This window comes from Billgrantia saliphila, from assembly GCF_002930105.1.
GTDB classification, from domain to species: domain Bacteria; phylum Pseudomonadota; class Gammaproteobacteria; order Pseudomonadales; family Halomonadaceae; genus Halomonas; species Halomonas saliphila.
The window spans coordinates 1-25461 of sequence record NZ_PJRN01000027.1; the positions used below are offsets into that span (position 1 = coordinate 1).

At 65.2% G+C, this 25461-nt stretch carries 25 protein-coding genes and 1 tRNA gene; 13 read left to right on the forward strand and 13 right to left on the reverse strand.

What is annotated here, in order from left to right:
- The coding region (locus CYJ07_RS19185) for a TetR/AcrR family transcriptional regulator (protein WP_104205306.1) at nt 1-499 on the reverse strand (499 nt) is incomplete at its 3' end.
- Nucleotides 500-655: 156 nt separating this feature from the next.
- Between CYJ07_RS19185 and CYJ07_RS19190 the strand changes: the two genes are divergently transcribed.
- Entirely contained in the window at nt 656-1339 is a 684-nt protein-coding gene (locus CYJ07_RS19190) for an SOS response-associated peptidase (protein ID WP_104205307.1), read from the forward strand.
- Nucleotides 1336-4218, forward strand: coding sequence for an insulinase family protein (locus CYJ07_RS19195; protein ID WP_104205308.1), 2883 nt, complete (start codon nt 1336-1338; stop codon nt 4216-4218). Before CYJ07_RS19190 ends, CYJ07_RS19195 begins: the two co-directional genes overlap by 4 nt.
- Before the next feature lie 149 nt (nt 4219-4367).
- Here the strand turns inward: CYJ07_RS19195 and sbcB are convergent, their stop codons facing one another.
- The 4 genes from sbcB to minC all read right to left on the reverse strand — a co-directional run bounded on the left by sbcB (nt 4368) and on the right by minC (nt 7792).
- Complete coding sequence (gene sbcB, locus CYJ07_RS19200) at nt 4368-5858, reverse strand: exodeoxyribonuclease I (protein WP_104205309.1); 1491 nt, start codon at nt 5856-5858, stop codon at nt 4368-4370.
- Between the two features lie 64 nt (nt 5859-5922).
- Nucleotides 5923-6174, reverse strand: a complete 252-nt coding sequence (minE, locus tag CYJ07_RS19205; protein ID WP_104205310.1) for a cell division topological specificity factor MinE — start codon at nt 6172-6174, stop codon at nt 5923-5925.
- The gene (gene minD / locus CYJ07_RS19210; protein ID WP_104205311.1) at nt 6171-6989 is read right to left on the reverse strand and encodes a septum site-determining protein MinD; all 819 of its coding nucleotides are present in this window, start codon (nt 6987-6989) and stop codon (nt 6171-6173) included. Before minD ends, minE begins: the two co-directional genes overlap by 4 nt.
- Nucleotides 6990-7054: 65 nt before the next feature.
- Complete coding sequence (gene minC, locus CYJ07_RS19215) at nt 7055-7792, reverse strand: septum site-determining protein MinC (protein WP_104205312.1); 738 nt, start codon at nt 7790-7792, stop codon at nt 7055-7057.
- A 276-nt stretch (nt 7793-8068) separates the two neighbouring features.
- Here minC and CYJ07_RS19220 point away from each other — a divergent pair, with 276 nt between their 5' ends.
- Entirely contained in the window at nt 8069-10852 is a 2784-nt protein-coding gene (locus tag CYJ07_RS19220; RefSeq protein ID WP_104205313.1) for a DUF349 domain-containing protein, read from the forward strand.
- A gap of 62 nt (nt 10853-10914) precedes the next feature.
- On the opposite strand, the gene phbB is transcribed toward CYJ07_RS19220, so the two are convergent.
- Nucleotides 10915-11661 carry an acetoacetyl-CoA reductase gene (gene phbB / locus CYJ07_RS19225; RefSeq protein ID WP_104205314.1) on the reverse strand — a complete coding sequence of 249 codons (747 nt, stop codon included), beginning with the start codon at nt 11659-11661 and terminating at the stop codon, nt 10915-10917.
- A gap of 200 nt (nt 11662-11861) precedes the next feature.
- On the opposite strand from phbB, the gene CYJ07_RS19230 reads away from it, so the two are divergent.
- Nucleotides 11862-11938, forward strand: a tRNA-Met gene (locus CYJ07_RS19230).
- A gap of 311 nt (nt 11939-12249) precedes the next feature.
- On the opposite strand, the gene CYJ07_RS19235 is transcribed toward CYJ07_RS19230, so the two are convergent.
- From CYJ07_RS19235 to CYJ07_RS19250, 4 genes are all read right to left on the reverse strand, one after another.
- Nucleotides 12250-14226, reverse strand: a complete 1977-nt coding sequence (locus tag CYJ07_RS19235) for an acyltransferase family protein (protein ID WP_104205315.1) — start codon at nt 14224-14226, stop codon at nt 12250-12252.
- Between the two features lie 287 nt (nt 14227-14513).
- Nucleotides 14514-15365, reverse strand: coding sequence for a PP2C family serine/threonine-protein phosphatase (locus tag CYJ07_RS19240; protein WP_104205316.1), 852 nt, complete (start codon nt 15363-15365; stop codon nt 14514-14516).
- Complete coding sequence (locus CYJ07_RS19245; RefSeq protein WP_104205317.1) at nt 15355-16338, reverse strand: kinase; 984 nt, start codon at nt 16336-16338, stop codon at nt 15355-15357. Before CYJ07_RS19245 ends, CYJ07_RS19240 begins: the two co-directional genes overlap by 11 nt.
- A 99-nt stretch (nt 16339-16437) precedes the next feature.
- Entirely contained in the window at nt 16438-17106 is a 669-nt protein-coding gene (locus CYJ07_RS19250; RefSeq protein ID WP_104205318.1) for a vWA domain-containing protein, read from the reverse strand.
- Between the two features lie 202 nt (nt 17107-17308).
- On the opposite strand from CYJ07_RS19250, the gene CYJ07_RS19255 reads away from it, so the two are divergent.
- On the forward strand, nt 17309-18238 hold the full coding sequence (locus CYJ07_RS19255) for a thioredoxin family protein (RefSeq protein ID WP_104205319.1): 930 nt from the start codon (nt 17309-17311) through the stop codon (nt 18236-18238).
- 30 nt (nt 18239-18268) lie between these two features.
- Here the strand turns inward: CYJ07_RS19255 and CYJ07_RS19260 are convergent, their stop codons facing one another.
- The gene (locus CYJ07_RS19260) at nt 18269-19447 is read right to left on the reverse strand and encodes a MalY/PatB family protein (protein WP_104205320.1); all 1179 of its coding nucleotides are present in this window, start codon (nt 19445-19447) and stop codon (nt 18269-18271) included.
- Between the two features lie 36 nt (nt 19448-19483).
- Here CYJ07_RS19260 and CYJ07_RS19265 point away from each other — a divergent pair, with 36 nt between their 5' ends.
- The 8 genes from CYJ07_RS19265 (at nt 19484) to CYJ07_RS19300 (ending at nt 24271) form a co-directional block, all read left to right on the forward strand.
- Nucleotides 19484-19918 carry a hypothetical protein gene (locus CYJ07_RS19265; RefSeq protein ID WP_104205334.1) on the forward strand — a complete coding sequence of 145 codons (435 nt, stop codon included), beginning with the start codon at nt 19484-19486 and terminating at the stop codon, nt 19916-19918.
- A 29-nt stretch (nt 19919-19947) separates the two neighbouring features.
- On the forward strand, nt 19948-20763 hold the full coding sequence (locus CYJ07_RS19270) for a hypothetical protein (RefSeq protein WP_104205321.1): 816 nt from the start codon (nt 19948-19950) through the stop codon (nt 20761-20763).
- 85 nt (nt 20764-20848) lie between these two features.
- The gene (locus tag CYJ07_RS19275) at nt 20849-21262 is read left to right on the forward strand and encodes an acyl-CoA thioesterase (RefSeq protein ID WP_104205322.1); all 414 of its coding nucleotides are present in this window, start codon (nt 20849-20851) and stop codon (nt 21260-21262) included.
- Nucleotides 21259-21729 carry a Cys-tRNA(Pro) deacylase gene (gene ybaK, locus CYJ07_RS19280; protein WP_104205323.1) on the forward strand — a complete coding sequence of 157 codons (471 nt, stop codon included), beginning with the start codon at nt 21259-21261 and terminating at the stop codon, nt 21727-21729. The genes CYJ07_RS19275 and ybaK overlap by 4 nt, the downstream gene beginning before the upstream one ends.
- Nucleotides 21730-21817: 88 nt before the next feature.
- Nucleotides 21818-22138: a hypothetical protein gene (locus CYJ07_RS19285; protein WP_104205335.1), complete on the forward strand. Its 321-nt coding sequence runs from the start codon at nt 21818-21820 to the stop codon at nt 22136-22138.
- Complete coding sequence (locus CYJ07_RS19290) at nt 22119-22640, forward strand: DUF501 domain-containing protein (RefSeq protein WP_104205324.1); 522 nt, start codon at nt 22119-22121, stop codon at nt 22638-22640. Before CYJ07_RS19285 ends, CYJ07_RS19290 begins: the two co-directional genes overlap by 20 nt.
- 68 nt (nt 22641-22708) lie before the next feature.
- Nucleotides 22709-23260 carry an LOG family protein gene (locus tag CYJ07_RS19295; protein WP_104205325.1) on the forward strand — a complete coding sequence of 184 codons (552 nt, stop codon included), beginning with the start codon at nt 22709-22711 and terminating at the stop codon, nt 23258-23260.
- Nucleotides 23261-23284: 24 nt separating this feature from the next.
- Nucleotides 23285-24271, forward strand: coding sequence for an NAD(P)H-quinone oxidoreductase (locus CYJ07_RS19300; protein WP_104205326.1), 987 nt, complete (start codon nt 23285-23287; stop codon nt 24269-24271).
- A gap of 7 nt (nt 24272-24278) precedes the next feature.
- Here CYJ07_RS19300 and CYJ07_RS19305 read toward each other — a convergent pair whose 3' ends face one another.
- Together CYJ07_RS19305 and CYJ07_RS19310 are read right to left on the reverse strand one after the other, a co-directional pair.
- Entirely contained in the window at nt 24279-24779 is a 501-nt protein-coding gene (locus CYJ07_RS19305) for a hypothetical protein (RefSeq protein WP_104205327.1), read from the reverse strand.
- A gap of 55 nt (nt 24780-24834) precedes the next feature.
- On the reverse strand, nt 24835-25353 hold the full coding sequence (locus tag CYJ07_RS19310; RefSeq protein ID WP_104205328.1) for a tetratricopeptide repeat protein: 519 nt from the start codon (nt 25351-25353) through the stop codon (nt 24835-24837).
- Nucleotides 25354-25461: the final 108 nt, after the last annotated feature.

Sequence of the window (25461 nt, forward strand, 5' to 3'; positions counted from 1 at the left end):
GTTGCACCAGGCCATGCACGCTGCCCCACAGGGTGCGCCCGAGACGCCTGGCCTCGAGGTCGCCGAGCGCCGGCTGGTACTCCTTGAGGCCGTTCTCGACGCGCAGAAACAGCGCCTCGATCATGTCGGACTGACGCTGGTCGAGTTCGCCTTCCTGCGCCAGCGGGTAGTCGAACAGCAGCTGCCAGCGATACGGCTCGCGCTGGGCGAACTGCCAGTAGGCCAGCGCCAGGGCGCGCATCTGATGCTCCGGCGCGCTGCCCTGGGTCAACGGTTCGATGACCATGCGCAGCCGGGCCAGGGTCTCGATGTTCACGTGCTGGAGCAGGTTACCGAAGCTGCCATAGAGCTTGAGCAGGGTACTCGGGGCGCAGCCCACCTCACGCGCCAGGGCACGTAGCGAGAGCGCATGCACGGGATTACCCTGCAGCCAGTCATCGCATGCGGCCATGACTTGGGCATGGAGCGCTTCGGGCGCATGCTGTCGGGGACGAGCCATCGGGTTCCTCGCAGAACGTTGAGCATCACGGGCGACTACTCGCCCGTTCATTTAGCATAGCCTACATCGAACACTGTTTTCGACCCTACCACGACAAGCCTTTTCAGTCCCCTCCGACTTGGCTACCCTGACGCCATCCCGACATTCGGAGGCCCCATGGCCGGTCGCTTGTACATTCCGTCGCTCGATACGGCTCGACTGCTGCCGGACCTGCGCCAAGAGGCTCCCCTGCTGACCGCCCCCAACCTGTCGCCACGACGGCCGCTCTCCCACATCCGCCTGGTGGAGAGCGACGTATGCCTGGGTCGCGCATTCTGGGGGCTGACGCCAGACTGGCTCGGCGTGCTGGATCATGCGCCACACTGCGCCCGGGCCGAATCGCTCGAGACACGCCCCATGTTCCGCGACGCCTTCGCCGCCCGGCGCTGCCTGGTGCCGGTGGGCGGCGTCTACGTATGGCGGGCGCAGCTACGCTTCAAGCAGCCGTTCCTGATCACCCGCGTCGATCGCAGCCCGATGCTGCTCGCCGGCCTTTGGTGTCGCTATCATACGAGCCCGACCGAGCACACCGACTCGATGGCGCTGATCACCGTGGCCACCCAGGAGCCGCTAGCCTCGCTCAGCGATAGACTGCCCGCGCTGATCGCCGCCGAGGATGCCATGCGCTGGCTCGATCCACGGACCTCACTGGAAGCCGCCCAAAGTCTGTTGCATCCCGCTTCGCGGGAACTGTTGGGCGCTTTTCCGGTATCTAGAAGGGTGAACGATCCCGCCAATCAGGATCCCGCCTGCGCACACCCGACAGGGCCCATGTTGCGCTGGAACGAACAGGAGAGATGATGCCGTCCCCCACCCCGACCTGGCCCCGTCCCGAACGTCGGCATGCGCCGACCTGGCTTGCGCTCCTGCTGCTGACCGGCTTATTGGCCGGCCCTGCCGAGACGAGCCAAGCCGACGTCACGGCATCACCCGAAGAGGCGGTCGACGAGGTCGTGAGTCCTCGAGTCAGCCCTCACGACAGCCGCGACTATCGAGTGCTGATCCTCGAAAACGGTCTCACCGCTCTGCTGGTCAGCGATCCCGAAGCCGATCAGGCGGCCGCCTCCATGAACGTCGGCGTAGGCAGTGCCCAGGACCCGGACGACCTGCCGGGCCTGGCACACTTTCTTGAGCACATGCTGTTTCTCGGCACCGAGCCCTATCCCGAAGCGGATGCCTACCAGAGTTACCTACGCCGTCACGGTGGCAGTCACAACGCCTTTACTGCCCCGCAGGACACCAACTACTTCTTCGACATCGAGCCCGAGGCGCTGCCCGGCGCCCTGGATCGCTTCAGCCAGTTCTTCCTCACGCCGCTGTTCAATCCCGAGCGGCTGGAAAGTGAGCGCAATATCGTGCACTCCGAATACATGGCCCGGATCCGCGACGATGCTCGGCGTGAAATCGACGTGCTCAACCAGCTGCTCAACCCCGACAACTCCCTCACCAATTTCTCGGTCGGTAGCCGCGAGACTCTCGACCCCACCGGCGGCGAAGCCTCGCTACGCGAGCGGGTGATCGATTTTTACGAGCGCTACTACGATGCCAACGTCATGCACCTGGCGCTGGTCGCACCGCAGCCGCTCGACGAGCTCGAGGCGATGGTCACCGAACGCTTCGCCGGGATCGCCGATCGCGGCCTGGAGCGTCCCACGATCGAGGAGCCGCTGGTCCGCGAAGAGAACCTGCCCCGCTACGTCGAAGTCCAGTCGACGCGCGACAGCCGCCATGTCCGCTTCATGTTCCCCGTGCCCGACCCCATCCAGCATTATCGGCACAAGCCGGCCGATTACCTGGCCCACCTGCTCGGGCACGAAGGTGAAGGGAGCCTGCTTGCGGTACTGCGCGAAGCCGGACTGGCCGACGGCCTCTCGGCCGGCATGGACCGCGGTGATGAGCGGCACGCCCTGCTCACTGTCAGCGTCAGCCTGACGCCGGCCGGCGCCGAGCGTATCGATGAGATCCAGGCCACGCTGTTCGCCGCCATCGATCAGATTCGCGAATCGGGACTGGAAGCCTGGCGCTACGACGAGCAGGCCCGCCTGGCCGAGCAGGAATTTCGCTTCCAGCAGCACGGCTCGTCACTGCAGAGCGCCATGCGCCTGGCCATGAACCTGGCACGCTTCCCCGTGGAGGACGTGCAGTACGCCGCCTACCGCATGGATGGGTTCGATCAGGAGCTGGTCGAGGGCTATCTGGATGCGCTACGCCCCGAGACGCTGCTGCGCGTCTACAGCGGCCCGGAGGTCGAGGGCGAGCACACCTCGCCCTGGTTCAACGCCCCCTGGCGCGAGACCGAGCCGGGGACCGCAGGCACCCAGCCGCTGGCGGGGCTCGCCTTGCCCGAGCCCAACCCGTTCATCGCTGCCGACCTGACACTGCTCGACGTACAGGATGAACGTCCCGGGCAACGGATCGAGGAACGGGGTTTCACGCTGTGGCACATGGCCGAGTCGCGCTTCAACACACCCAAGGTGGAGTGGCGCTTCAGTCTGCAACACCCCGATGCCAGCCGTGACCCGCACCACGCGGCCCTCGCCCAGCTACTGGCCGGCTGGCTCGAGGATAGCCTCAACGAGGAGTTCTATGCGGCGCGCCTGGCCGGGCACGATATCGAAGCCTACGCCCACGCCCGCGGCATCACGCTGGCATTCTCTGGCTGGCGCGACCGCCAGGACCGCGTCATGACCCGTACCTTCGAGCAGCTCATGGGCGGTGAAATCGGCAAGGACAGCTTCGAGCGCGTGCGCTATCGCCTGCAGCGCGAGTGGCGCAACGCCCCCCAGGCGCCCCTGTATCGTCAGGGCCACCGCACCCTGGCCGAGGCGCTGCTACGCCCCCAGTGGCCCACCCTGAGCCTGCTGGAAGCCAGCCGTGAGCTAGCAGTGGACGACCTGCGGGACTTCCGTGACGATTTCCTCGGCGAGCTGCGCCTGCAGGCACTGGCGATCGGCAATCTGGATGCCGAGCTGGCCGAACGTGAAGGTCGCCAGGTCGCCGAGCGTCTTGAGCCCACTCTGCCGGAGGAGGCGATACCCGACCTGACTCCGCTGCGCATCGACGAGGCCTTGCCTACGCTGCATCCGGTGACCTCCCGCGAAGAGTCACTAGTGCTGCGCTATCTGCAGGGCGAGGACCGTTCGCTCGAGTCACAGGCTCGCCTCGCCGTGCTCGGCCAGCTGATCGACACCCCCTTCTATCAGCGCCTGCGCACCGAGCAGCAGCTAGGCTACGTGGTCAGCGCCGGCTACTCGCCCCTGCTCGACGCACCGGGCCTGAGCCTGCTGGTCCAGTCACCGGACATCGAGAGCGAGGAGATCCAGGCCCATATCGACGCCTTCCTCGACGACTTCGGGCGTCGCATCGAGGCGCTGGACGACGACGAACTAGCGCCCTATCGCCAGGCAGTTCGCGACGGTCTTCTCGAGCGAGATACCAGCCTCTCGGGCCTGACCAATCGGCTATGGCGCGCCCTGTCGTACGGCGATACCGATTTCGACCGCCGCGAGCGTCTGGCCGAACGCGTCCTGGCGGTCACCGTCGACGACCTGCAACGCACCTGGCCCGAGCTGCGCGGGAAGGAAAATACCGTCACCATCGCCTACGACCCAGGCGACGAGCCCAGCGACGTCGTCGCCCTGACCCGGCAGTTGGAGCCGTTACCCGAAGCCGACGACTGATAGCGGCAGACGGCCCTGACACACAGCGCCCGGCCATTGGCCGGGCGCTGTGTTTCAATCTTCCGGAGTTGCTCGTGAACGAGAGCGTACGTTACCGGTGCAGTGAAAGCGGCTCGTCACCGAAGCACGGCAGGAAGGAGCCTTGACGCTTAGCCGAAGGCCTGAGCAGGCATCATCGCCTCCACGTGCATCACCAATTCCTCGAGGATTTGTCGTTCGCGATCGTTCAGGGCCACTTGGTTGAGCCGCTCGATCTCACGGGCGAAATCCTTGAGTGTGAAGCCGGCCACTGCCGCATCGTTCAGGCGTTCCCAACGATAGGCTTCCCAGCGACCCTGTTCCTCGCTGCTGAGGGTGTCGGGAAAGTTGCGCGCTCGATAGCGGAACAGCATCTCCTCCAGGCGCGGATCCTGGAAGGCGAAACGCGCGTCCACCAGGTCCCAGGGGGAGGTCTCGCGCACCCGCTGCATCTGCTGACGATCGGCGGGCGAGAAGAAACCACCGCCGTAGAGCATCAGGTCGGGATCCTGAGGCCCCTCGGGAGGCGGCTGGGAAAAAACCTCGCCGGCCTTGCGCACCGCCTCGGGGCTCGTCGCCAGCCGTTTCCAGTGCGACCGACAGGCGGCCAGATCCAGCCCCAGGCGCTCGACGATTTCGCCGTACTCCCCCTGCCGCGGTCCTTCCGCATCCTTGAGCGCGGCAACGGGCAGGATCACCGGGCTGCGATTGAGATGAATCACCTTGAGCGGAATGCGTGCCTCGCCTTCGGCCAGGTCGTCGCTACTGACGAAGACGCGCTGTCGAATCTGCTCGGCGTCCAGCGCGAGCAGCGGTTCGGGATCCACCGAGAGATCGTAGACGATCACCCCGTTGGGGTTAGAGGGGTGCGCGGCCAGCGGCATCACCAGCGCGCTGCAGCCGCGACTGGCCGGGTAGCGACGCGATATGTGCAACACAGGCTTGCGTCCGCTCAGATCGAGTCGTCGCGCCACCTCCCGCTTGCTGCGAAGCGCAAGCAGGTGATCGAAAAGACGGGGATTGCGCTCTCTCAGAAGCCGCGCCAGAGCGATCGTAGCACGCACGTCGGCCACCGCATCGTGTGCGCCCTCGTGGGCGATGCCGTTGGCGGCGGTGAGATGCTCGAGGCGGAAGCTGGGCGAGCCGTCCTCGCGGCGCGGCCACTCGATGCCGGTCGGCCTCAGGGCGTGGAAGGCACGCACCGCATCGATCAGGTCCCAGCGCGAATTGCCGTTCTGCCATTCGCGGGAATAGGGGTCGAGCAGGTTGCGATAGAACAGGCAGCGGCTGACCTCGTCGTCGAAGCGCAGCGTGTTGTAGCCCAGCGCACAGGTACCGGGCTCGCTCATCAAAGCGTGAATGCGACCGGCGAACTCGGTTTCTGGCAGCCCTCGGCGGCGTGCCTGCTGCGGCGTGATGCCAGTGATCAGACAGGCCTGGGGGTGCGGCAGATAGTCGTCGGCCGGCTTGCAGAATAGCTCGACCGGCTCTCCGATCTCATTGAATTCGACATCGGTGCGAATCGCGGCGAACTGCGAGGGACGATCGCGACGGGGATCGGCGCCGAAGGTTTCGTAGTCGTGCCACAGGAACGTCATCGGGGCGGCATCGGGCTTTGCCATGGGCGCGGTGTCTCCTGACTCTGCGTCGCTGGATGGCACAGCCTAGCACAGCCCCACGAACGACTCAGCTGCGTGGCAGGGTGACGTTGAGCTCCAGCACCGAACAGTTGTCCTCGCTGTCCAGGCTGATGTTGATGGCATCGTCGTCCACCTGTACGTAGCGGCGAATCACCTCCAGCAGCTCCTTCTCCAGCATCGGCATGTAGTCGGGCTGGCCACGCTGGCTACGCTGATGCGCAACGATGATCTGCAGCCGCTCCTTGGCGACCGAGGCGGATTTCTTGCGTTCGCGCTTGAGGAATTCCAGTAACTTCACCGGCGACCTCCCCCGAACATGCGGCTAAGCAAGCTCTTCTTCTGCATTTCATGGAAGCGCAGCGGCACATCTTCGCCGAGCAGGCGCGATACGGTATCCATATAGGCCTGACCCGCGTCGCTGCTGTCGTCATGAGTGACCGGTACGCCCTGGTTCGAGGCCCGCAGCACCGCCTCGGATTCGGGGATCAGACCAATCAGATCGATGGCCAGGATCTCGCGGATGTCATCCAGGTTGAGCATGTCGCCCTCGGTGACACGGGCGGGGTTGTAACGCGTGATCAGCAGGTGCTCCTTGATCGGATCCTCGCCGCGCTCGGCTCGGCGCGTCTTCGACGCCAGCAGGCCCAGAATGCGGTCGGAGTCGCGCACCGACGACACCTCGGGGTTGGTGACCACGACCGCTTCGTCGGCGAAGTACATGGCCAGCTGCGCGCCGCGCTCGATGCCGGCGGGCGAATCGCACAGGATGTAGTCGAAATCCTTGCCCAGGGTATCGAGGATCTTCTCCACGCCTTCCGCGGTGAGGGCATCCTTGTCGCGGGTCTGTGACGCCGGCAGGATGTGCAGATTGTCGACCCGCTTGTCGCGGATCAACGCCTGGTTGAGACCCGCCTCGCCCTGGATCACATTGACCAGGTCGTAGACCACACGGCGCTCGCAGCCCATGATCAGATCGAGGTTACGCAGTCCCACGTCGAAATCGATGACGACCGTCTTGTTGCCTCGCAGCGCCAGCCCGGTGGCGATGGCCGCTGCGCTGGTAGTCTTGCCGACCCCACCCTTGCCTGAGGTCACTACGATGATCTTGGCCAAGTTGTGCGTTCCTTTGGTAACGGTGAAAGCAATGTCGCTGAAAACCAAGCGCTCGCCGGCAACGGCTAGTCCAGGGCCGTGATGCCCAGTTGAGCGTCGCTGAGCGTCACCTGCACCGACGAGCCCAGCAAATGCGGATCGATATCTTCCATGCGCTTGTAGGTTCCCGCCACCGAGAGCAGCTCGGCGCGCAATTCACGACAGAAGATGCCGGCCAGGGTATCGCCATGGATGCCGGCCAAGGCGCGACCGCGCAGGGCACCGTAGACGTGGATGCTGCCTGCGGCCAGAACTTCGGCGCCGGCGTTCACGGCCCCCACCACCACGAGGTCGCCTTCGGGTGCGCTGATCTGCTGCCCGGAGCGCACCGTGCCCCGATAGATGCGCCCACCGCTGGCCGTCGGTGTGGCCGCTGCCGGCTCGGCCTCGCGCACGGGCTCGATCGGCGGCACTTCCTCGAGAGCCCGGCTACGCGCACCGTCGGAAGGGGGGAACCATCCCAGCCCCAAGGCCCAGGCCGACTGCTTGACGGGGTCGGAGCCGCCGCGCACGGCTACCGGCAGCAGCTTATGGGTTCGGCACACGGCACAGATCCGCTCCAGCGCCAGATGCGGTTCGTCGAGCTTCTCGACGCTGAGCACCACGGGAGTGTGCTGGAAGAAAGCGGGTGATTGGCTAAGCTTGCCCGATAGCTGTTCACGGATCTGCTCCGGGTCAGCGCTGGCCAATTCCATGACCGTCATCGGCAGCATGCCTCCTTTGAAGGTAAATGCCATGCCTGCCCTGTCCACATTAAGGCTCATTGCCGGACTCCACTCGGGTGTTGTCGGGTCGTGGGACTAAAGCTAAGCGACTCCCCTCCCCCCTGCAACTGATGATACGGCCAGCCACGCCTCGATGACCATAGCCCAGACGTTGCCCTCTCCCTCAACGGAGCGGACTTTTCCACCGACACGTCGCATGCTTAGATAAGGCGTTAGACGAAAGACGATGCCCTACGGCAAAGCTCGAAGCAACAAGACGAAAGCAACAAAAAGGACCGCGCAGCCCTCGCTACGCCTCTTTACTCAGGATGTCTCATGCCCGGATTTCTCCGCCGCCTTTTCGCCCCTCGCTGGCAGCATCCCGATGCCCAGGTTCGCCTGCGGGCCATCGACCGGCTCGACCCCACGCGCCCCGAGCAGCGCCAGGCACTGGAGTCTCTGTGTCTCGACGAGGAAGCGCAGGTCCGCCAGGCGGCACTGGACAGGGTCGATTCCCCCGAAGCGCTGCTCGCCCTGCTGGAGCGGGAGCCGGAGTCCCCCGAGCTACGAAGGCGTCTGGTCGCGCTGCTCAGTGGCCAGGTCGCCCACCTAGAGCTGGCCAGGCGTCTGCGCATCGTAGAAGGGCTTGACGACCCCGAGCTGCTCTCTGACGTGGCGCTGGAGGGCGACAACCAGCAATTGCGCCTGACGGCCGTAGCGCGCCTCACCCGGGAGGAGGATCTCATCGCTCAGGCGTGCGATAACGGTATTGCCGCCGTGCGTCACGCGGCGGCCGCTCGCGTGACCAGCGAGCCGGGACTACAGCGTCTGACCCAGCGGGCTCGTCGAGACCGCCAGGTCATGCGCCAGGCGCGTGAGCGCCTGAATCGGTTGCGCGCCGACGCGGCGTCGCTGGCCGCGGCCCGGGAGCAGCGCGAGGCATTGCTGAATAAACTGGAAGCGCACGCCCGGGCCCCTTGGGAGCCGCTCTATGCAGGACGCTTTCGCCACCTGGTTCGCGAATGGGAATCGCTCACGGATCTGCCGGATCCGGAACAGGAGCGGCGCTTTCAGGATGCCTCTCAGCGCTGCCGCAAGGCGATCTCCGACCACGAGGCGCACGAGCATGCCTTGGCCGAGGCCGAGCGTCGCCGTGAGCTGGCCACCGAAGCGCGCGAGTCGCTGCTGGAGGCGCTCGAAGAGAGCCTCGCCAGCCTGCCTCGAGGCGAAAGGCTGACCGGCCAGGATATCGCCAGCCTGCGTTCGCAGAAGCTGCTGCTGGCCAATCGCTGGCAGGCGCTTTCCGACCTCCACGTGACGGACGAGACGTTACGCCAGCGCTACGATGCCGTACTCGCGGACTACGACCGCGTTCTCGACGCCTGGGAACGATTGGAAGCGCAGGCCGCCGAGATCGAACAGGCGCTCAAGGAGAAGGATGCCGAGCGCCTTACCGAGGCCCTTGAGACCTGCCATTGGCCCGGCACCCTGCCGCCCACTCCGCTGCTCGCCCGCGCGCAGCAGATGCTGAGCGGACAGCGCCTCACCGAGGAGGGCAACCTCGAAGCGCGCCTGGCGCGCTTCGATCAGGATCTCACGCAGTTCGAAACACTGCTCGACCGCGGTGCATTCAAGGGCGCCAGCCGGCTCCATCAGAGCCTCAAGCATCGTGCCGACGCGCTGCCCGATGAAACGCTTCGTCCCTATCAAGCCAGGCTCAAGCGACTCGGCGCCCGCCTCGCGGAGCTACGCGACTGGCGCGGTTTCGTCGCCGGTCCCAAGCGCGAACAATTGTGCCTGGCCATCGAGCAGCTCGCCGACGACACGCGCCTCACCGATGCCGAGCTGGACCGACGGCATCGCCAACTCGTCCGTGACTGGAAGGGACTGGGCGACGCCGCCGCCAGCCCAGAACTCTCCGAGCGCTTCCGGGGCGCCTCCGACCGCATCCACGAACGCCTGGCACCCTGGCGCGAACGTCAGACCCACGAGAGGCATCAGAATTTCGAAGCGCGTATTGCCCTGTGCGAACAACTCGAGGCATTGCTGGAGTCGCCGGCCGCCGATGCCGACCCGGACGCGCTACGGCAAATCCGCGATCAGGCCCGTGAGGAGTGGCGCCGCCACTCGCCCGTGCCGCGCGACCAGGCCCAGGCCATCGGGCGCCGCTTCGGCCACATCCGCTTCGCGCTGCAAAGCCTGATCGAACAGCGCGCCCGCGAGGTGGCCGACGCCAAGCGCCAGTTGATCGACGAAGCACAGGCTCTGCTGGAACGACAGATGACGCCTGATGCCCGAGCCGAGCAGGCCAAGGCCCTGCAGCAGCGCTGGCGCGAGCTAGGCCGCGCGCCGCGCGGTGAAGAGCAGGCACTGTGGCGCGAATTTCGCGGTACCTGCGACCGGATCTTCGCCATGCGCGAAGCCCAGCGGGACGACCGCGCCCAGCGTGCCCGCGAGCGTCTCGAACAGATGCAGGCCCTGATCGACCGGCTCGACGCCTGGCAACCCGCCAGAGCGGGAGATGCCGACTTTCTCGAACGCGCCCTCGAAGAGGCAGCCACGCTGGAACCTTTGCCCCCGGGCAGGCGAACCGAAGGCATGCGGCGACGCTGGAGCGGCATCGTACGCAGCCGGCGCGAACGCCTGGCACGCCTGGCCGTGGCCGAGGAGATACATCGCTGGCAGGCCTGCCGACCGTTACTCGATGCCCATCTGGCTGCGGACGCTCGACTGCGTGAGCACGGCGAGGCCGAAGTCGTATCGCCGCCTGCCGGAGTCGAGCTGTCCGACGCGCTTTACGAGGCACATGAACGTCGTAACGCGGTGCGCCTCGCTCCACCCCCTCCCGCTGAAATCGCCGAGCAGCTGGCCCGCCTGCGGGTGCACCTTTCGCTACTCGCCCTGGGACGCATCAGTCAGCATGACGAGCCGCTGCGTCTGGCGATCCAGGTCGAGCGACTCAATGAGGGGCTGGGACGAGAAATGAGCCGGGAGGAAGAAGTGCGAGACGTGCTTCGCGACCTGCTGGCCACCGGCCCGGTATCGCCGCAACAATGGGAACGCGAAGTCGGTGAACTCGATGCACTGCTCACGCAACTGACGGAACTGCCACCGCCGTGAGGCGCACATGCAGAACGAAATGGGAGGCCCGATAGGCCTCCCCGTCGCGGATCGCGGGTGGATCAGCCCATGAACTGGCCGCCGTTGATGTCGATATTGGCGCCCGTGATGAAACCCGATTCCCTGTCGGCCAGAAACACCACCAGCCGGGCGATCTCTTCCGGCGTCCCGTAGCGCTTCACCGGAATCGTCTCGCGGATGGCCTCGCGCACGTTCTCGGGAATCTTCATGATCATGTCGGTCGCGATATATCCCGGCGAGACGGTGTTGACGGTAATGCCCTTGGTCGCGGTCTCCTGAGCCAGCGCCATGGTCAGGCCATGCATGCCGGCCTTGGCCGCCGAGTAGTTGACCTGTCCGAACTGGCCCTTGCGTCCGTTGATCGAGGAAATGTTGATGACGCGTCCATACTTCTGCTCGAGCATGCCTTCGATGACGCTGCGACAAGTGTTGAATACGCTATTGAGATTGGTGTCGATGACTTCGTGCCATTGCTCGGGCGTCATCTTCTTCATCGTGCCGTCGCGGGTAATCCCTGCACAGTTGACCAGCACGCTGATCGGCCCATGAGCCGCCTCGATTTCCTTGACGCCGGCCTCGCACGCCTGGTAATCGGTCAGGTCGACACCCGACAGGGAGATATTGTCGAATCCGTCGGCCTTCTGGGCCTCGAGCCAGGTCTTGGCCTTTTCCGGATTGTGATAGCCCGCCACCACGTGGTAGCCCGCTGACGCAAGTGCGCGACAGATCGCCGAACCGATGCCGCCGGTTCCGCCGGTGACCCATGCTACGGGTGCTGTTTGAGTCATATTCCACCTCCCTGATCATGACACTTGTTTTCGCATTGCTTGACCTAACGCGGCAGGCCAGCCGTAACAGGATGCTGCCTGAAGGACACGCCTTCAAGCTCCCCTCATGAGTCATTATGGACACAAGCGGTGTGCTTGCACGGACAAAGCGCACGCCCTTGACACAGCGCAGAAAAAGCGTAGAATACGCAGCACGTTGATGCGGGGTGGAGCAGTCTGGTAGCTCGTCGGGCTCATAACCCGAAGGTCGTCGGTTCAAATCCGGCCCCCGCTACCAAACATGAAGACCGAGGCCATAAAGCCTCGGTTTTTTGTTAGCTGCCTGGGCACTGAACCGACGCCTGTCGGTTCGCTCTTCGTTTCAAGGTCGGCGGCCCCCGCTACCAAACATGAAGACCGAGGCCATAAAGCCTCGGTTTTTTGTTAGCTGCCTGGGCACTGAACCGACGCCCGTCGGTTCGCTCTTCGTTTCAAGGTCGGCGGCCCCCGCTACCAAACATGAAGACCGAGGCCTAAAGCCTCGGTTTTTTGTTATCTGGCTGGGCACCGCGGCTCGCAGACCATGCTTACCACACCCGCTTTCACCTCCTACAGCAGCCACTCGATATCGTCGCGCGCATAAGGAGAAAGTTCCCTGGCGGCCCGAGTCGTGAGATGGTGCTTGTCCCGATATACCACCGTATCTCCCAAGATAGAGTTGCATTTCCCACCCGGGCATAACCGCTCGTAAAAGTCGACGACTCTGACGCTCGGTTCCTCCTCGGCTATCTCGTGCATGACGGCAAGAATGGCTTCCCTTCTCTTTTCCAGCCGTCGCTGGAAGCTACTGCACGACTCCACCGTCCGCCTGGCCAGACAGTCCGTCATGGGTACGCTGAAAACGGGAGTGGGCGCCATAACAATCACGCGCAGACCGTACCCAAGCAAGGTATCGACCGTATTCCTGAGCCCCTCTTCCGCCAGTGACAGGTGGGTCTCGCTGCTGGTCCGTCCCAGCCAACTGGCACTCAGCACGACTCCTGCCAGCCCCCTTTCCGCCAACCTGGAAAGCTCCCTCTCCATTTCATCCTTGAACAGCTCGCAGTTACGGTCGTTCTCCTGGGGATGTCCCTGAGTATGGCCGTGGGAATAACCCATCAATGGCGGACATGTGCTAAAGGTTCTTTGAAGGAATGTGAATTGCAAATCTCTCGAAAGTTCGTCCAGCATCGGTGAGTAGTGGTCTGCATGGGAGTCTCCCCATAGCAACAGATCCGGAGACTCCCTGTCAGGCCTGTTCACGCAGTCGGACTCGTCCGGGAGTCCTTTGTAAGGGGTGCTCAAATGGCATTTAGCTCGAAGATCGGGCACATCCTCGGCAGCGCTTTCGAGTTGACGATAAAACCCCATGCTCTTTTGTTGGTTGGCATGACTCATCAGTCCAAACGCGGCGAAAGCGAGCAGAATAGAGGTCAAACCGCCCAGCTTGACGAGCTGTTTATGGGATACGGATCGCTTTGCGAAAAAACCTACCGAGGGCTTCTCCACCAGTTGATACGTCAGGTATGCCAGACCAAACGAGAGAGAAGCCAGGCCAACATCGCGCACCAGGTCTGCTTCGCCCAGATGATAGGTGCGTGCCATCGCCAGCAGTGGCCAGTGCCAGAGATACCAGGGGTACGATATCTTCCCCACGAAGACGAAGGGCTTCGTTGAGAGCAACCGTGAAACGGGGCCACTTGAACTGCCGAATCCGGCCACGATTAATGCCAGTGCCGAAAGAACGGGTAGCACGCCCACCCAACCGGGGTAGGCGTGGGAGCCTTCGATGACAAGCGCCGCCCCCAGCAGTAACGCCGCTCCGCCTGCGGCCAACACAGACATGGCCGCCTTCGAGGTTCGTGGAAGCAGCCCATGGCCGACGAGGCAAGCCAGCAGGGAGCCTGCCAATAACTGCCAGCCACGGGACAGGACGGAGAAATAGGCCGCGTTCGGGTTGGCGTGGGTAAGCCATACCCCATAGAAGAAAGAGACACCGATTCCTAACGCGGCAAGTGTTGCAATGACCGCCCATGTTCTTTTCTCGTAGCGCCTGGCCATGGCCACACTGGCGATGAGCAGGACGGGCCAGAGGGCGTAGAACTGCTCCTCCACGGACAGAGACCACATATGCAGCAGCGGAACCTGATCGGTGGGACCGTCGAAGTACCCTCCTGTCGTCGCGATGAAATAGTAATTGGCGAAGAACGCGATGGAAGCGATAGCGGATTCCGCCAGACTCTGCTGTTGCCCGATAGGAGTGAGAAAGATATAGCCAAGTACAAGCGAGGACGTTATCACGACGGCCATTGCCGGCATCAGTCGCCGAACGCGGCGACCGTAAAAGGAGAGGAGGCTTATGCTGCCCGAACTCTCCAACTCCCTTAGTAGCAGGCTCGTAATCAAGTAGCCCGATATGACGAAGAAAACATCTACGCCTATGAATCCGAAACCGAATCCCGGCACTCCGGCATGGTAGGCAACCACCAGGATGACGGCTATCGCCCTCAGGCCATCGATATCCGGCCTGTACTGCGGCTTCTGCATGTTTTTCTCCAACCCTGGCTTTCCATTCGAAGCGTGGTGTCGCGCCTCTCATCCTCGCATCACCGACAGCAAGCCGTACTGGGCATTGCGACAGGGAGACGGCCCGTGGCCGCCATGCAGAAAAGCATAGCCTACGGAACGCAGTCCTCTTGCGAGGGAACCGGACTCTTTATAAAACCGGACTCAGCCGAAACTCGAAAGCCAAGGCTCTCACCTTGGCTTTCCGATTACCCACCTGGCGCAGTCCAACCCGGCGAGTCTCAAGCGATGGCGACTTCACCGCCGGCTCACAGTCTATCCAGGTCCCTGGCCAACAGGGCGATGCCACGGTCATCGCCGCTGGTACCACGGCAGAAAGTGTCACTGTAGAAGCAGCGCACCAGGTCGCGCTGGCGCAGCCGCTCTCGGCGCAGGTCGTCGAACCAATGGCTGAGCTGTCCAGACACCCGCTCGCCATCGTGTGAGACCGTTTTTTCCGCCGCGCCATCACTCATGGCGGCGATGCCTGTCAGGGTCGCGACCGGCTCGCAGCCGTGCTGTACCTGCTCGAAGGCCAGCCGCTCGTCGACGAAACACGTCTGGTTGGCGAACTCCCCCTTGCCCCGCTCACCCAGCGCGGTCAGCTCCGGCACCAGGCCGGGCTCGCCGTCGCCCGTCTTGACGGCCCGCTCCAGCACGATCTCGCCATCGCCGACCTTGAGCCATAGCAGCCGTGAACGACCCGCAACGGCGAGCAGCAACGTGCAGCGCAGGTCTCGCACCGGCCGGCGCTGCTCGGTCGCGCGGTCCTCGAGCGTGCCCTGGGCATGACGCACCAGCAGCGCGACGAATTCGCGTCGTGTGTCGGGATCCGGCTCAGCGTCGGCATCGAGCAGCCAGGCCAGCTGTGTTTCCAGGGTATCGACCAGTCGCAGCATGGCGGAGACGATCGCTCGGGCCCCCAGCTCCGAAGCCGGCGAGCTGCCGGCACCGTCGGCTACCGCCAGCATCGGGCGCGGGCTCGAGGCGGCGTCGGCGGCATCCTGGCAGGGCAGCGGCGGAGCGCCTTCCAGATGAGCCAGACCCGCGACGGCCACTGCCAGCGCCTGCCATTCCGGCCGCCGCTCGTGGCGCTCGACATTGCCGGGATTAACGGGCATGGACCGCCTTCCTGCGCCGAGGTCGGCTCGGCATGGATAGCTGCACGGCGCATTCGCCGGCCTTCATTGCCTCGCGGTAGTCACTCAGCGCCGTGTGCCACTGCGCCAGGGTCGCCCGTCGACTCGGGACACCCGCCCCGGCGGTGAAGGTCGTCACGAACATGTCGCGAATGGTCTCAGGCAGCACGCCCCACAGTTCGTACCATACGCCCTGCGGCACGTCGCGCTGCCCGCGGCCGTAGGCGAATTTGCCGCGTCGCAGATTGCGCACCGGATCGTCGCCACCGACGATGTCATAGGGGTGACGGCCGAGCATCAGGCACTTGAACAGCACGATGGCGAGCGAAAAGGCCTCGCTGCGCGGGTTGCGCAGCGTATGGCGGAACGCCACGCCCTGGTGTTCCTTGGGCGTCATGTCGGGGCTGCCGACGGGGCAGGGATAGAAGGTGCCACCCATCCTCAGCTGGTAGCTGTCGCAGTCGATGAGAGTCACCTGATCGCTGCCCGGCATGCAGAAGATATTGTTGAGGTTGTAGTCGCCGATGCAGACGCCAGCCTCGTGCAGCTGCTGAACGATCTCGACGAAGCGGATCAGGTACCCGACGATCTGTTGCCGGTCGAGGCCGGGAAAGTAGCGCTGATAGAGCAGCGCATGGGCGAGAAACCCCATCTTCACCCCACGCGCGCGATACATGGCAAAGCCGATCCAGCGATGGTGTTCATCGAAGACCCGGATCAGCGGCCAGCAGACATCGCGGGTCATGTGCGCATCGTGCAGGCCACGCATCGCCTCGACCTTGCGATGGAGCTCTTCCCCACGCTTGTTCAGAACGTCGGGGTAGTACCATTTGACGATCACGTCGGGACGATCGAGCAGAGCAAAGATCTCCCCTTCGCCACCGCGCTCGAGGCGCTTGCCGAGCCGGCGCGCCTTGCCCAGCGAGTCCGTTACCACCCGCCCCCGAGCTACCATGCGCTCCTCCTACGCACCGCTGGCCGAGGCCACGCCACGCTCACAGGGAAAATCGCGCCATGTTCCATCATGGCCGTCGGCGTCGGGTTGCGCATACGTTCAGATGCTGTCCCAGCTGTCCGTGGGCGGCAGTTTGACCTGATCGGTGGTCGACGTCGAGGCAGAGACCCGGCTCATGCTGGCCGAGAGCCACAGAAAGAATTCACGGAATTTCAGCCCATCGAGACGCTTGGCCGGGCGAGTGGAGAAGGCGCTGAGCGCCTCGAGATCGGCTTCTTCGACGCCCACCGGCATCACCACCAGCTTGCGCTGCTGCGCCAGCGCCCGCGAACGGGCGGAAGCGGCCTGCCACTGATCGGTCGGCACACCATCGCTGATTACCACCAGCCAGGGCTGGTAATAGGCCACGCCCGCCTTGCGATAGGCCGCGGTGCGTTCCTCCAGGCGGTCCAGCGCCAACGTCATGGCTTCCCCCAGCGGGGTCAGACCGGCCGCGGGGAACTGCCGGCACTGGGAGATATGCATGGCCGTGGTGAAGGGCAGCTGCTCGGTCACCTTGCCCCCCGCCGTGATCACGCCGAGCTCGACGGAGCAGGCGGCCATGTCGTCCTCATTGATCGCCGAGATGAAGGACTGGACACCGGCGTTCAGCTCACGGATCGGCGGGCCGAACATCGAGGCGGACGTGTCCAGCACCAGCATGCAGGCACAGCGGGGCGAAGGGTTGTCTATCAGATCGCTGTCGCCGTTCAGTCGGTATGTCGCCATCCCACGGTTCCTCATGTCTGGATGTCCGGCCCTGGCGCGTCCGGACGCACACGAGCCTATCATAGCCCTGCGGCCGATGCCGCGCCTGCCACAACGCTGCCGCCAACGCGGGCGACCGGCGAACGCCGCGCGCGCCCCTTGAATCCCGACGCCGCCACCCGCATCTTTCGAACAAATCCACCCTTACGTTAAGGCCTTGCCCATGTCCATCGTCGACCCCCGCAGCGGCACCCCGCTGACACCCCCCGAGCCGAGCGCCACCCAGGCGCAGGATGCGCCGCCGGATGAGCAGTTGATCATCGATGTCGACCGCAACAACATCCAGCAGCTGCTGGAGTTTTCCATGCAGGTACCGGTGCTGCTCGACTGTTGGGCACCCTGGTGCCAACCGTGCAAGGCGCTGATGCCGATCCTCGAGAAACTGACCCGGGAGTACCGTGGCGCCTTCATCCTCGCCAAGCTCAACATCGAGGAGAACCAGGAGATCGCCGCCCAGTTGGGCGTACGTTCGGTACCCGATGTCAAGCTGGTCAGCCAGGGAGGCCTGGTTGACCACTTCCAGGGTGCACTGCCCGAAAAGGAGATCCGCGAGTGGCTCGCCCGCTACTTCCCGGCCCCCGAGGATGCCCCGGCGACCCCCGAGGAGCAGGCCGCCGAAGCTCTCGCCCAAGGCGACGCGGCCACCGCACGGACGATCTACGAAGAGCTCTTGCAACAGAGCCCCGATCACGCGCCCTACCGGATCGAGCTGGCGCGAGCGCTGGTCGCCGAGGATCGCAGCCAGGAGGCACTCGACCTGCTCGACAACCTTCCGCCCGAGGAGCGGGACGCCGCCCCGGCTCGTGGCGTGCGCGCCAGCATCGAGTTTCGCAAGGAAGCACCGAACGACGACGAACTGGCAACCCTGGAAGGACGTGACGACAGCGAGGCGCAGTACAAGCGTGCCCTGCGCCAGGTTGCCGACGGCCACTACGAGGTCGGGCTGGAAGGGCTGCTCGACGTGATGCGCAAGGACCGTGGCTACGGTGACGACGCGGCGCGCAAGACGCTACTGCGTGTCTTCGATGCCCTCGGTGCCGACCATCCGCTGACCGTCACCTATCGCCGCAAGCTGTTCACGTTGCTCTACTGAACCCTTCAATGACGGCCCAGTCGGGCCGCTTCATCCCTTCAGCACATCGTCGAGGCGCGTCAGCGCCTCGTCCAGCTGGGCCGCGGTGGTGCCGAAGTTGAGCCGCACGAAGCCCGGCCAGCCGAAATCGGCGCCGTCGGAAAGCGCCACGCCCGCCTCTTCCAGCAGCACTTGCTGGGGCGAGCCGCCTCGCCCCGCCAGCCCCTCGGCACGGCGCAGGTCGAACCAGGCCAGGTAGGTCGACTCGGGCGGAGCGAAGGCGACCCCGGGCCAGGCGGCGACACGCTCGATCAACGTGCGTCGGTGGCCGCGCAGCACCTCGAGCAGTTCGAGGCGCCACGGGTTGCCCTGTGCATAGGCGACCTCGGCCGCGACCAGACCCAGCACGTTGACGTCGGGCATCAGACCACTCAAGCGGTCGGCGAAGCGCTGGCGCAGCTCGGGGTCGGAAATGACGGCACAGGCCGCGGAGAGGCCGGCGATATTGAAGGTCTTCGACGGTGCCCACAAGGTAACGGTACGCGCCGCGAGCGAGGGGAAAGCTGCCGCCAGGGGACGGTGCACGGCGCCATCGTCGAGCAGCAGGTCGCAGTGAAGCTCGTCGGACACCACCAGCAGGTCATGCCGCTCGATCAGCGCCGCCAGGCCGGCCAGTTCCTCGTGACGCCACACGCGACCGGTGGGGTTGTGCGGATGACACCACAGCAGTAGCCGCGTCTCGGGCGTGATCGCCGCTTCCAGCGCCGCCAGATCGAGCCGCCAGGGCTCGCCGGGGTCCGCCGGCTCGGCCAGCTGCGCCTGCTGGGGCAAGCGCCCGGTACGCTCGGCCACCTTCAGGAAAGGCGGATAGATGGGCGTGACCGTCAGCACGCCTTCACCCGGCTCGGTCAGCGCCAGGCTGGCCAGGTGCAGCGCCGGGACCACGCCGGGCAACCACAGCTGCCACTCGGGTTCGAGCGCCCAGGCGTACTCGCGCTCGCTCCATGCGCACAGGGTATGCTTCAGACTGTCGGGTATCCGCCCATAGCCGAAGACGCCGTGTTCGACCCTCGCCTGCATCGCCTCGATGAGGGCGGGCGGCGAGCGAAAATCCATGTCGGCCACCCATAGCGGTAGAATGTCGGCATCATAGCGGTGCCACTTCTGCGACGGCCAATCGCCCTTCTCGGGGTGGCGACGCGCGACGGGCGTGGCAAAATCGAACTTCATGTTCTGTCCTCGGGAAAAGTCGATATGAGCGAAACCATGCCGCAAAGCGGCTTCTATGCCAAGGTACGCCGCGGCATGCCGGCACTCATCGACCAGTGGCGCCGGCTCGGCCAGGCCGATGCGGGTCGCCTGGCCCTGATTCTGGCCGAGACCGCCCGCGTGGCGAAGCTGGGCGAGCCCGAAACGACACCCAGCGGAGCGCAGCTCGACGACTGGAGCCAACCCGACGCGGGAGACGAGGTGCCGCTGTGGGCGGCACGCACCGCCACCTTCCTGCTGGTGCAGATGCCGGCCCGCCCGCTGCCGCAGAGTGACGACGAGGCTTGCGCCTGGGCCTACTGCTGGCTGCGCAACCGCGACTTCGACTCTGTCGAGTCCGCCCGGGACGCCCTGCCGGTCCACCTGCAGGAGAGGCTGACCCATGCGGTAGGCGCCGCCTGGGCGGACCGACAGGGTCTGCGCCTCATCTAGCCGTACCGCGTCCACTACAAGGAAGCCTCATGGATGTTCCGCTGAGCTGGCAGCTGGCCAAGCTGCTGGTATCGATCGGTATCGTGCTCGGCCTGTCGGTGATCGCCGAGCGGGTCAGTACCCGCGTAGCCGGCCTGCTCGCCGGCTATCCGCTGGGCACCGCCATCGCCCTGTTCTTCATCGGCCTGGAAATCTCGCCACCGTTCGCCGCCGAGAGCGCCGTCTTCAGCCTGGCGGGCTTCACCGCCACCATGGCGCTGGGCGGTGGCTACCTGATATGCGGCCGCCGCGACGGCCTCGCCGGCGTGCTGGCCGGCACGGCTGGCGGTCTGGTCGCCTGGTGGCTGGCCAGCCTTGCGCTGACGCGTTTCGCGTTCGATCGCGTCAGCGGTACCCTGGTGACACTGGCCGCCATCTTCGTCTTCACCTGGCTTTATCGACACCTCCCCGAAACTCGCGCCAAGGTGCGAACCGGCGGCCCGCCTTGGCCGGCGCTGGCGCTGCGCGCCGGCCTTGCCACCGCCATCGTGTTCCTGATCACCGGCCTGGCCCATGTCCTGCCCCCCGCGTGGGCCGGCATGCTGGCGGCATTCCCCATCTCCATGTATCCGCTGCTGGTGATTCTGCATCTGACCCATGGCGCGGCGCCGGCGGCCACAGTGATCAAGCACTATCCCGCCGGGCTCGGCGCACTGCTTTGCTACACGCTGTGCGTCTCGCTCACCTACGCCACCCTGGGCCTGCTGTGGGGCACCCTGGCGGGCTTTGCCGTCGCGACCCTGTGGCTGCTGGCCTGGATGCGGTTGCAGACGTGGCAGGGCGCAAGACGGGCGGCCGGCACTTGACCTAGCGTTTGCTCGGGGCAATGCTGTCAGCCTGCCAACGACATCACCCGCGCTGCTCCGAGACCAGAACCACAAGGAAATTGCCATGTTCGTGCGCACCCTCGAACCTGCCTTCTACGACACCGACGCCCTCGGCCACGTCAACAACACCCGGCTGCCCGCCTGGTTCGAACTGGCTCGCAACGACCTGTTCCGCCTGTTCACGCCGGACCTGGACCCACGCAAGTGGCGCCTGATCATGGCGCGCATGGAAGTCGATTACCGCGCCGAGCTCCATTACGGCAGCGACATCGAGATCCGTACCTATGTCTCACGGCTGGGCAACAGCTCCTTCACCGTGACCCAGGAGGCGTGGCAGAAGGGCGAGATGACCAACCTGGGCCATACCGTGATGGTGCACTTCGACCACCATACGAAACGCGCCGTACCCATCGAAGGTGAACTGCGCGAGGCCCTCGAGGCCCACCTGCAGCCGGTGCCGGAGCCGGCCGGCGCATGACGCCGGCGGTCAAGATGCTCGAGCACGACGGCGCCGACTTCGAACTGCTCGAGTACCCGCACGATCCCCGGGCCCCGGCTTACGGCGAGGAAGCGGCGCGCGCCCTGGCACTTCCCCCGAAGACCGTGTTCAAGACGCTGATCGCCCGCCTCGATGACGGTCGCCTCGTGGTCGGCATCGTGCCCGTCACCGCCCAGCTCGACCTCAAGGCGCTGGCCAAGGCCGCCGGGGCGCGTCGCGCAAACATGGCCGAAGCGACCGATGCCGAGCGCGCCACCGGTTACGTGCTTGGCGGCATCAGTCCGCTGGGCCAGAAGAAACGCCTGCCAACCTTCCTCGACGCCAGTGCCGAGACGCTCGAACGCTTGCATGTCAGCGGCGGGCGGCGCGGCCTTGAGATACGCCTGGCTCCCGCCGACCTGATTCGCTTGTGCACGGCGCGTCTGGCCCCGCTGGCGCGCGCGTGAGACCGGCATGAGCCGATCACGGACGCCTGTGGTCAAAGTGTCATGACCCGGCGATAACGGGCCATTCACCGCTTTCAGGGAGTCGAACATGGCCATCCGCTACAACCTCTGGCTCGATCCCGACAACGTCGCGCAGCATCGGGCCGTGGAAGCCGACCTGGAGCGCTACTTCATGGAGCGGTTCGCGGACTATCCGCATATCCGCTTGTTCGGAGCAGACCCCTACGACTATGATGCGCCGTTCAATCGCCTCTACGACGCGCTGATGGCGCGGGCCAACGAGTACTGCGAACGCCAGTGGCGGGGCTACGTACCCACGCCCGAGCAGCTCAACCGCACCTTCTTTCGCGCCGTGGGTCGCTCCAACAAGTTCGTGCGAGACTCCGACGATGGTGATTCAGACCGATGAGATGCCCAACACCCGCCAGTTGGCCATCATTGCCGAGCAGTTGGGACGAGCGCCGCGCGGCATCGAGGCGGTGGCCGCCGTCGACGGTGCGGGCACTCCGCTGGTGCTGCGCATGGCGCCCATCGTCGACGGCAAACCCTTCCCCACTCTCTATTGGCTCTGCTCCGAACGCCTGAAGATCGACATCTCCCGCATCGAGGCGCAAGGCGTCATCAAGCAGCTCGAGACGCGCCTGCAGGAGGACCCAGACTTCCTCGCCGCCTACCGCGCCAGCCACCGCGATTACGTGGAGTCACGCTGGCGCTGCATGAGCGACGCCCAGCGCAGCGAGGTCGAGCGGCTCGGTTATGCCGGCATCATGCGGGAACGCGGTATCGGCGGCATCGCCAACTGGGACCAGGTCCGCTGTCTGCACACGCAATATGCCCATCATCTTTGCGGCCACAATATCGTCGGTCAGTGGCTCGACGCCGAATTCGGCGTGGCCGACGTGCTCCCCTGAATGCACGCGACGACGCTTTCGAAGCCTCTCCCTGCCGGCTAGGATAAGGACTTGCCAAGGAGACGCGCATGTCGAGATTCTGTGTTTATCTGGGTTCCCGCGAAGGACGGGACCCCGCTTTTCTGCAAGCCACCCGAGCCCTCGGACGTGAACTAGCCGCTCGTGGTCACGGCCTGGTCTATGGTGGAGCCCGTATCGGTCTGATGGGCGAGCTGGCCAATGCCGTGCTGGCCGGAGGCGGCGAAGTGATCGGGGTGATGCCCGATCATCTGGTGGAACGCGAGCAGGCCCACGAAGGCCTGCCGACGTTGATTCGCGTAAACAACATGCACGAGCGCAAGGCCAGCATGGCCGCTCACGCCGATGCCTTCATCGCCCTGCCCGGCGGCATCGGCACCCTGGAAGAGCTGTTCGAGGCCTGGACCTGGCAATACCTGGGGCTCCATGACAAGCCCATCGGGGTGCTCGATACCGTCGGTTTCTACTCGCCTCTGCTCGCTTTCCTCGACAGCACCGTGGAGCACGGCTTCCTCAATGCCCGCACCCGCACCTGCCTGATCGACGCCGAGGAGCCCGCCGCACTGCTGGATGCCTTGGAGGCACGACTCGCCGCAACCTGAACGCGCTGACACAAGGAGACCGTCATGCATGCCATCGTCGTCGAACAGGAGCGCCTGGTCTGGCGCGAATGTCCCGCTCCCGAGGGGCCGGCCGCCGGCGAAGTGCGGCTGCGCGTGGCCTGGGCCGGCGTTAACCGCGCCGACCTGATGCAACGAGCGGGACACTACCCCGCACCGCCTGGGGCCAGCGAGATTCTCGGACTCGAAGTCAGCGGCACGGTGGTCGAGGTGGGCGCCGACGTCGAACGCTTGCGACTCGGCGACAAGGTATGCGCCCTGCTGGCCGGCGGCGGCTACGCCGAGGAAGTAGTAGTGGATGCGCGCCAGGTACTGCCGTTGCCCGAGGGATTCGGCCTGCGCGAAGCGGCCGCACTCCCCGAGGTGTTCGCCACCGCCTGGCTCAACCTGTTCATGGAGGGTCAGTTGGCTCCCGGCGAGCGCGTACTGCTGCACGCCGGTGCCAGCGGTGTCGGCACGGCCGCGATTCAGCTCTGCCGCGCCCTGGCTCACCCGTGTTTCGTCACGGCCGGCAGCGATGCCAAGCTCGCCGCCTGCCGCTCGCTGGGCGCCGATGGCGGCTTCAACCGGCACCAGGGCAGCTTCGTCGAGGCGGTCAAGACCTGGGGCGGCGCCGATCTGATTCTCGATCCGGTGGGCGGTACCTATCTCGCTGACAATCAACGCGTGCTCAATACCGACGGTCGCCTGGTCCTGATCGGTCTGATGGGGGGACGCAGAGCCGAACTCGACATGGGCCGCATGCTGATGAAGCGACAGCGGTTGATCGGATCGACTCTGCGCGCCAAGCCACCTGCGGCCAAGGGGGCCATTCTCGATGCCCTGCTGACCCATGTGTGGCCGCGCCTGGCCAGTGGCGAGATCCGCCCACTTGTCGACCGCACCTGGCCGATCGACCAGGCCGAAGCTGCCCATGCCCACGTGAAGCAGGACGCCAATATCGGCAAGGTATTGCTTGCGGTCAGCGGCGAGGGTTGCGGCGCGCCCCGGTAGCGATGAATCAGCCGCAGCCGGCCAACTGGCGGGTGCGCTGATAAGTGAGCTGAAGCAGCCTGGCATCCTCGCCGGCACGGTGACGATGGATGCCGAGCTCCTTGACCAGCACCTCGCGAGTCTTGTGCCAGATGCACAGCTGACGTTCGTCGAGCAGTATGCGCAATGCCTCGAGGCGAAAGGCCGGCAGCATGCCGGCGTGGTGGAACAGCAATGACAGCCAGGTATTGTCGTAGCCCCAGCTATCGCTGTAGGCCACGCCGACCTCGCTCAGCTCGTCGTTGATCCAACGCGCCACGTGGGCCACGGGCAGCCCCTCGCGCTTGAGTCGCGCACGGGAGATGCCGTGCAGCAGTTCGGCCTTCGGGTCCCAGTGGGTCCACTCTTCGAGCGGTTGCACGAGGAAAGCGCAGCAGCTGCCGTCAGCCCGCGCCAGGCCGATCTCGATGGGGTAGCTACCGCGCCCGAATCCGGACGCTTCGATATCCAGCAGTGTCGGCAGCGTCACGAATGGGCGGGTCCTCGATGAGTGCCGCAGACGTTCGCGCGGCGGGAGCAGGCATTCAGTGTCGGGTCTGGACGCCGTTCGTGTCCAGTGTCTCGCCGGCGAACCCGCTGTGCCGATCGGCAAGCGCCTGCCAATGGCCGGCCTGGGCGACATCCACCGGCAGCCCCAGCTCGCCATGACGGTAGGCCTTGGCCATTCGCGCTGCAGCCAACGGATGGCCGGCTTCGCCGGCGCGGGCGTACCAGGTCACGGCGCGCTCATCGCGACGAGGATACTGGGTACAGCCGTGCTCATGGATCAGGCCGGCCTGGTATTGCGCCTTGAGATTGCCGGCCTGGGCGGCCTCCAGTACGTAGCGCGCACCGCGCGCCTTGTCCTGAGGGCTGACTCCACGATGAAAGAGCATGTGGCCATAGAGCGACAGTGCCGCCGGGTGTCCCGCGTCGGCGCAGCGCTGGAAAAGATGCATGGTCAGCCGTTGGGTACGCGGCGAGCGCGGCAACCAACGCGTATGGAACAATTGTTCGGCAAGACGGTATTCGATCCTGGTGAACAATGATGATGCCTGCGACATGGGCAAACAACCTTGCGTTCAACTTGCATCCGCATGACGTATTACACTGCCCTGTGTTTGCGTCATGGCCAAACGTGAGCTCCGTCGGACTCCGCCGGGGCCGTTCGA

Bases quoted from the DNA above. Each gene is read 5' to 3' on its own strand.
- CYJ07_RS19190 (WP_104205307.1), top strand. From the start codon at position 656: ATGGCCGGTCGCTTGTACATTCCGTCGCTCGATACGGCTCGACTGCTG.
- CYJ07_RS19195 (WP_104205308.1), top strand. From the start codon at position 1,336: ATGATGCCGTCCCCCACCCCGACCTGGCCCCGTCCCGAACGTCGGCAT.
- sbcB (WP_104205309.1), bottom strand. From the start codon at position 5,858: ATGGCAAAGCCCGATGCCGCCCCGATGACGTTCCTGTGGCACGACTAC.
- minC (WP_104205312.1), bottom strand. From the start codon at position 7,792: ATGAGCCTTAATGTGGACAGGGCAGGCATGGCATTTACCTTCAAAGGA.
- CYJ07_RS19220 (WP_104205313.1), top strand. From the start codon at position 8,069: ATGCCCGGATTTCTCCGCCGCCTTTTCGCCCCTCGCTGGCAGCATCCC.
- phbB (WP_104205314.1), bottom strand. From the start codon at position 11,661: ATGACTCAAACAGCACCCGTAGCATGGGTCACCGGCGGAACCGGCGGC.
- CYJ07_RS19235 (WP_104205315.1), bottom strand. From the start codon at position 14,226: ATGCAGAAGCCGCAGTACAGGCCGGATATCGATGGCCTGAGGGCGATA.
- CYJ07_RS19240 (WP_104205316.1), bottom strand. From the start codon at position 15,365: ATGCCCGTTAATCCCGGCAATGTCGAGCGCCACGAGCGGCGGCCGGAA.
- CYJ07_RS19245 (WP_104205317.1), bottom strand. From the start codon at position 16,338: ATGGTAGCTCGGGGGCGGGTGGTAACGGACTCGCTGGGCAAGGCGCGC.
- CYJ07_RS19250 (WP_104205318.1), bottom strand. From the start codon at position 17,106: ATGGCGACATACCGACTGAACGGCGACAGCGATCTGATAGACAACCCT.
- CYJ07_RS19255 (WP_104205319.1), top strand. From the start codon at position 17,309: ATGTCCATCGTCGACCCCCGCAGCGGCACCCCGCTGACACCCCCCGAG.
- CYJ07_RS19260 (WP_104205320.1), bottom strand. From the start codon at position 19,447: ATGAAGTTCGATTTTGCCACGCCCGTCGCGCGTCGCCACCCCGAGAAG.
- CYJ07_RS19265 (WP_104205334.1), top strand. From the start codon at position 19,484: ATGCCGCAAAGCGGCTTCTATGCCAAGGTACGCCGCGGCATGCCGGCA.
- CYJ07_RS19270 (WP_104205321.1), top strand. From the start codon at position 19,948: ATGGATGTTCCGCTGAGCTGGCAGCTGGCCAAGCTGCTGGTATCGATC.
- CYJ07_RS19275 (WP_104205322.1), top strand. From the start codon at position 20,849: ATGTTCGTGCGCACCCTCGAACCTGCCTTCTACGACACCGACGCCCTC.
- ybaK (WP_104205323.1), top strand. From the start codon at position 21,259: ATGACGCCGGCGGTCAAGATGCTCGAGCACGACGGCGCCGACTTCGAA.
- CYJ07_RS19285 (WP_104205335.1), top strand. From the start codon at position 21,818: ATGGCCATCCGCTACAACCTCTGGCTCGATCCCGACAACGTCGCGCAG.
- CYJ07_RS19290 (WP_104205324.1), top strand. From the start codon at position 22,119: ATGGTGATTCAGACCGATGAGATGCCCAACACCCGCCAGTTGGCCATC.
- CYJ07_RS19295 (WP_104205325.1), top strand. From the start codon at position 22,709: ATGTCGAGATTCTGTGTTTATCTGGGTTCCCGCGAAGGACGGGACCCC.
- CYJ07_RS19300 (WP_104205326.1), top strand. From the start codon at position 23,285: ATGCATGCCATCGTCGTCGAACAGGAGCGCCTGGTCTGGCGCGAATGT.
- CYJ07_RS19310 (WP_104205328.1), bottom strand. From the start codon at position 25,353: ATGTCGCAGGCATCATCATTGTTCACCAGGATCGAATACCGTCTTGCC.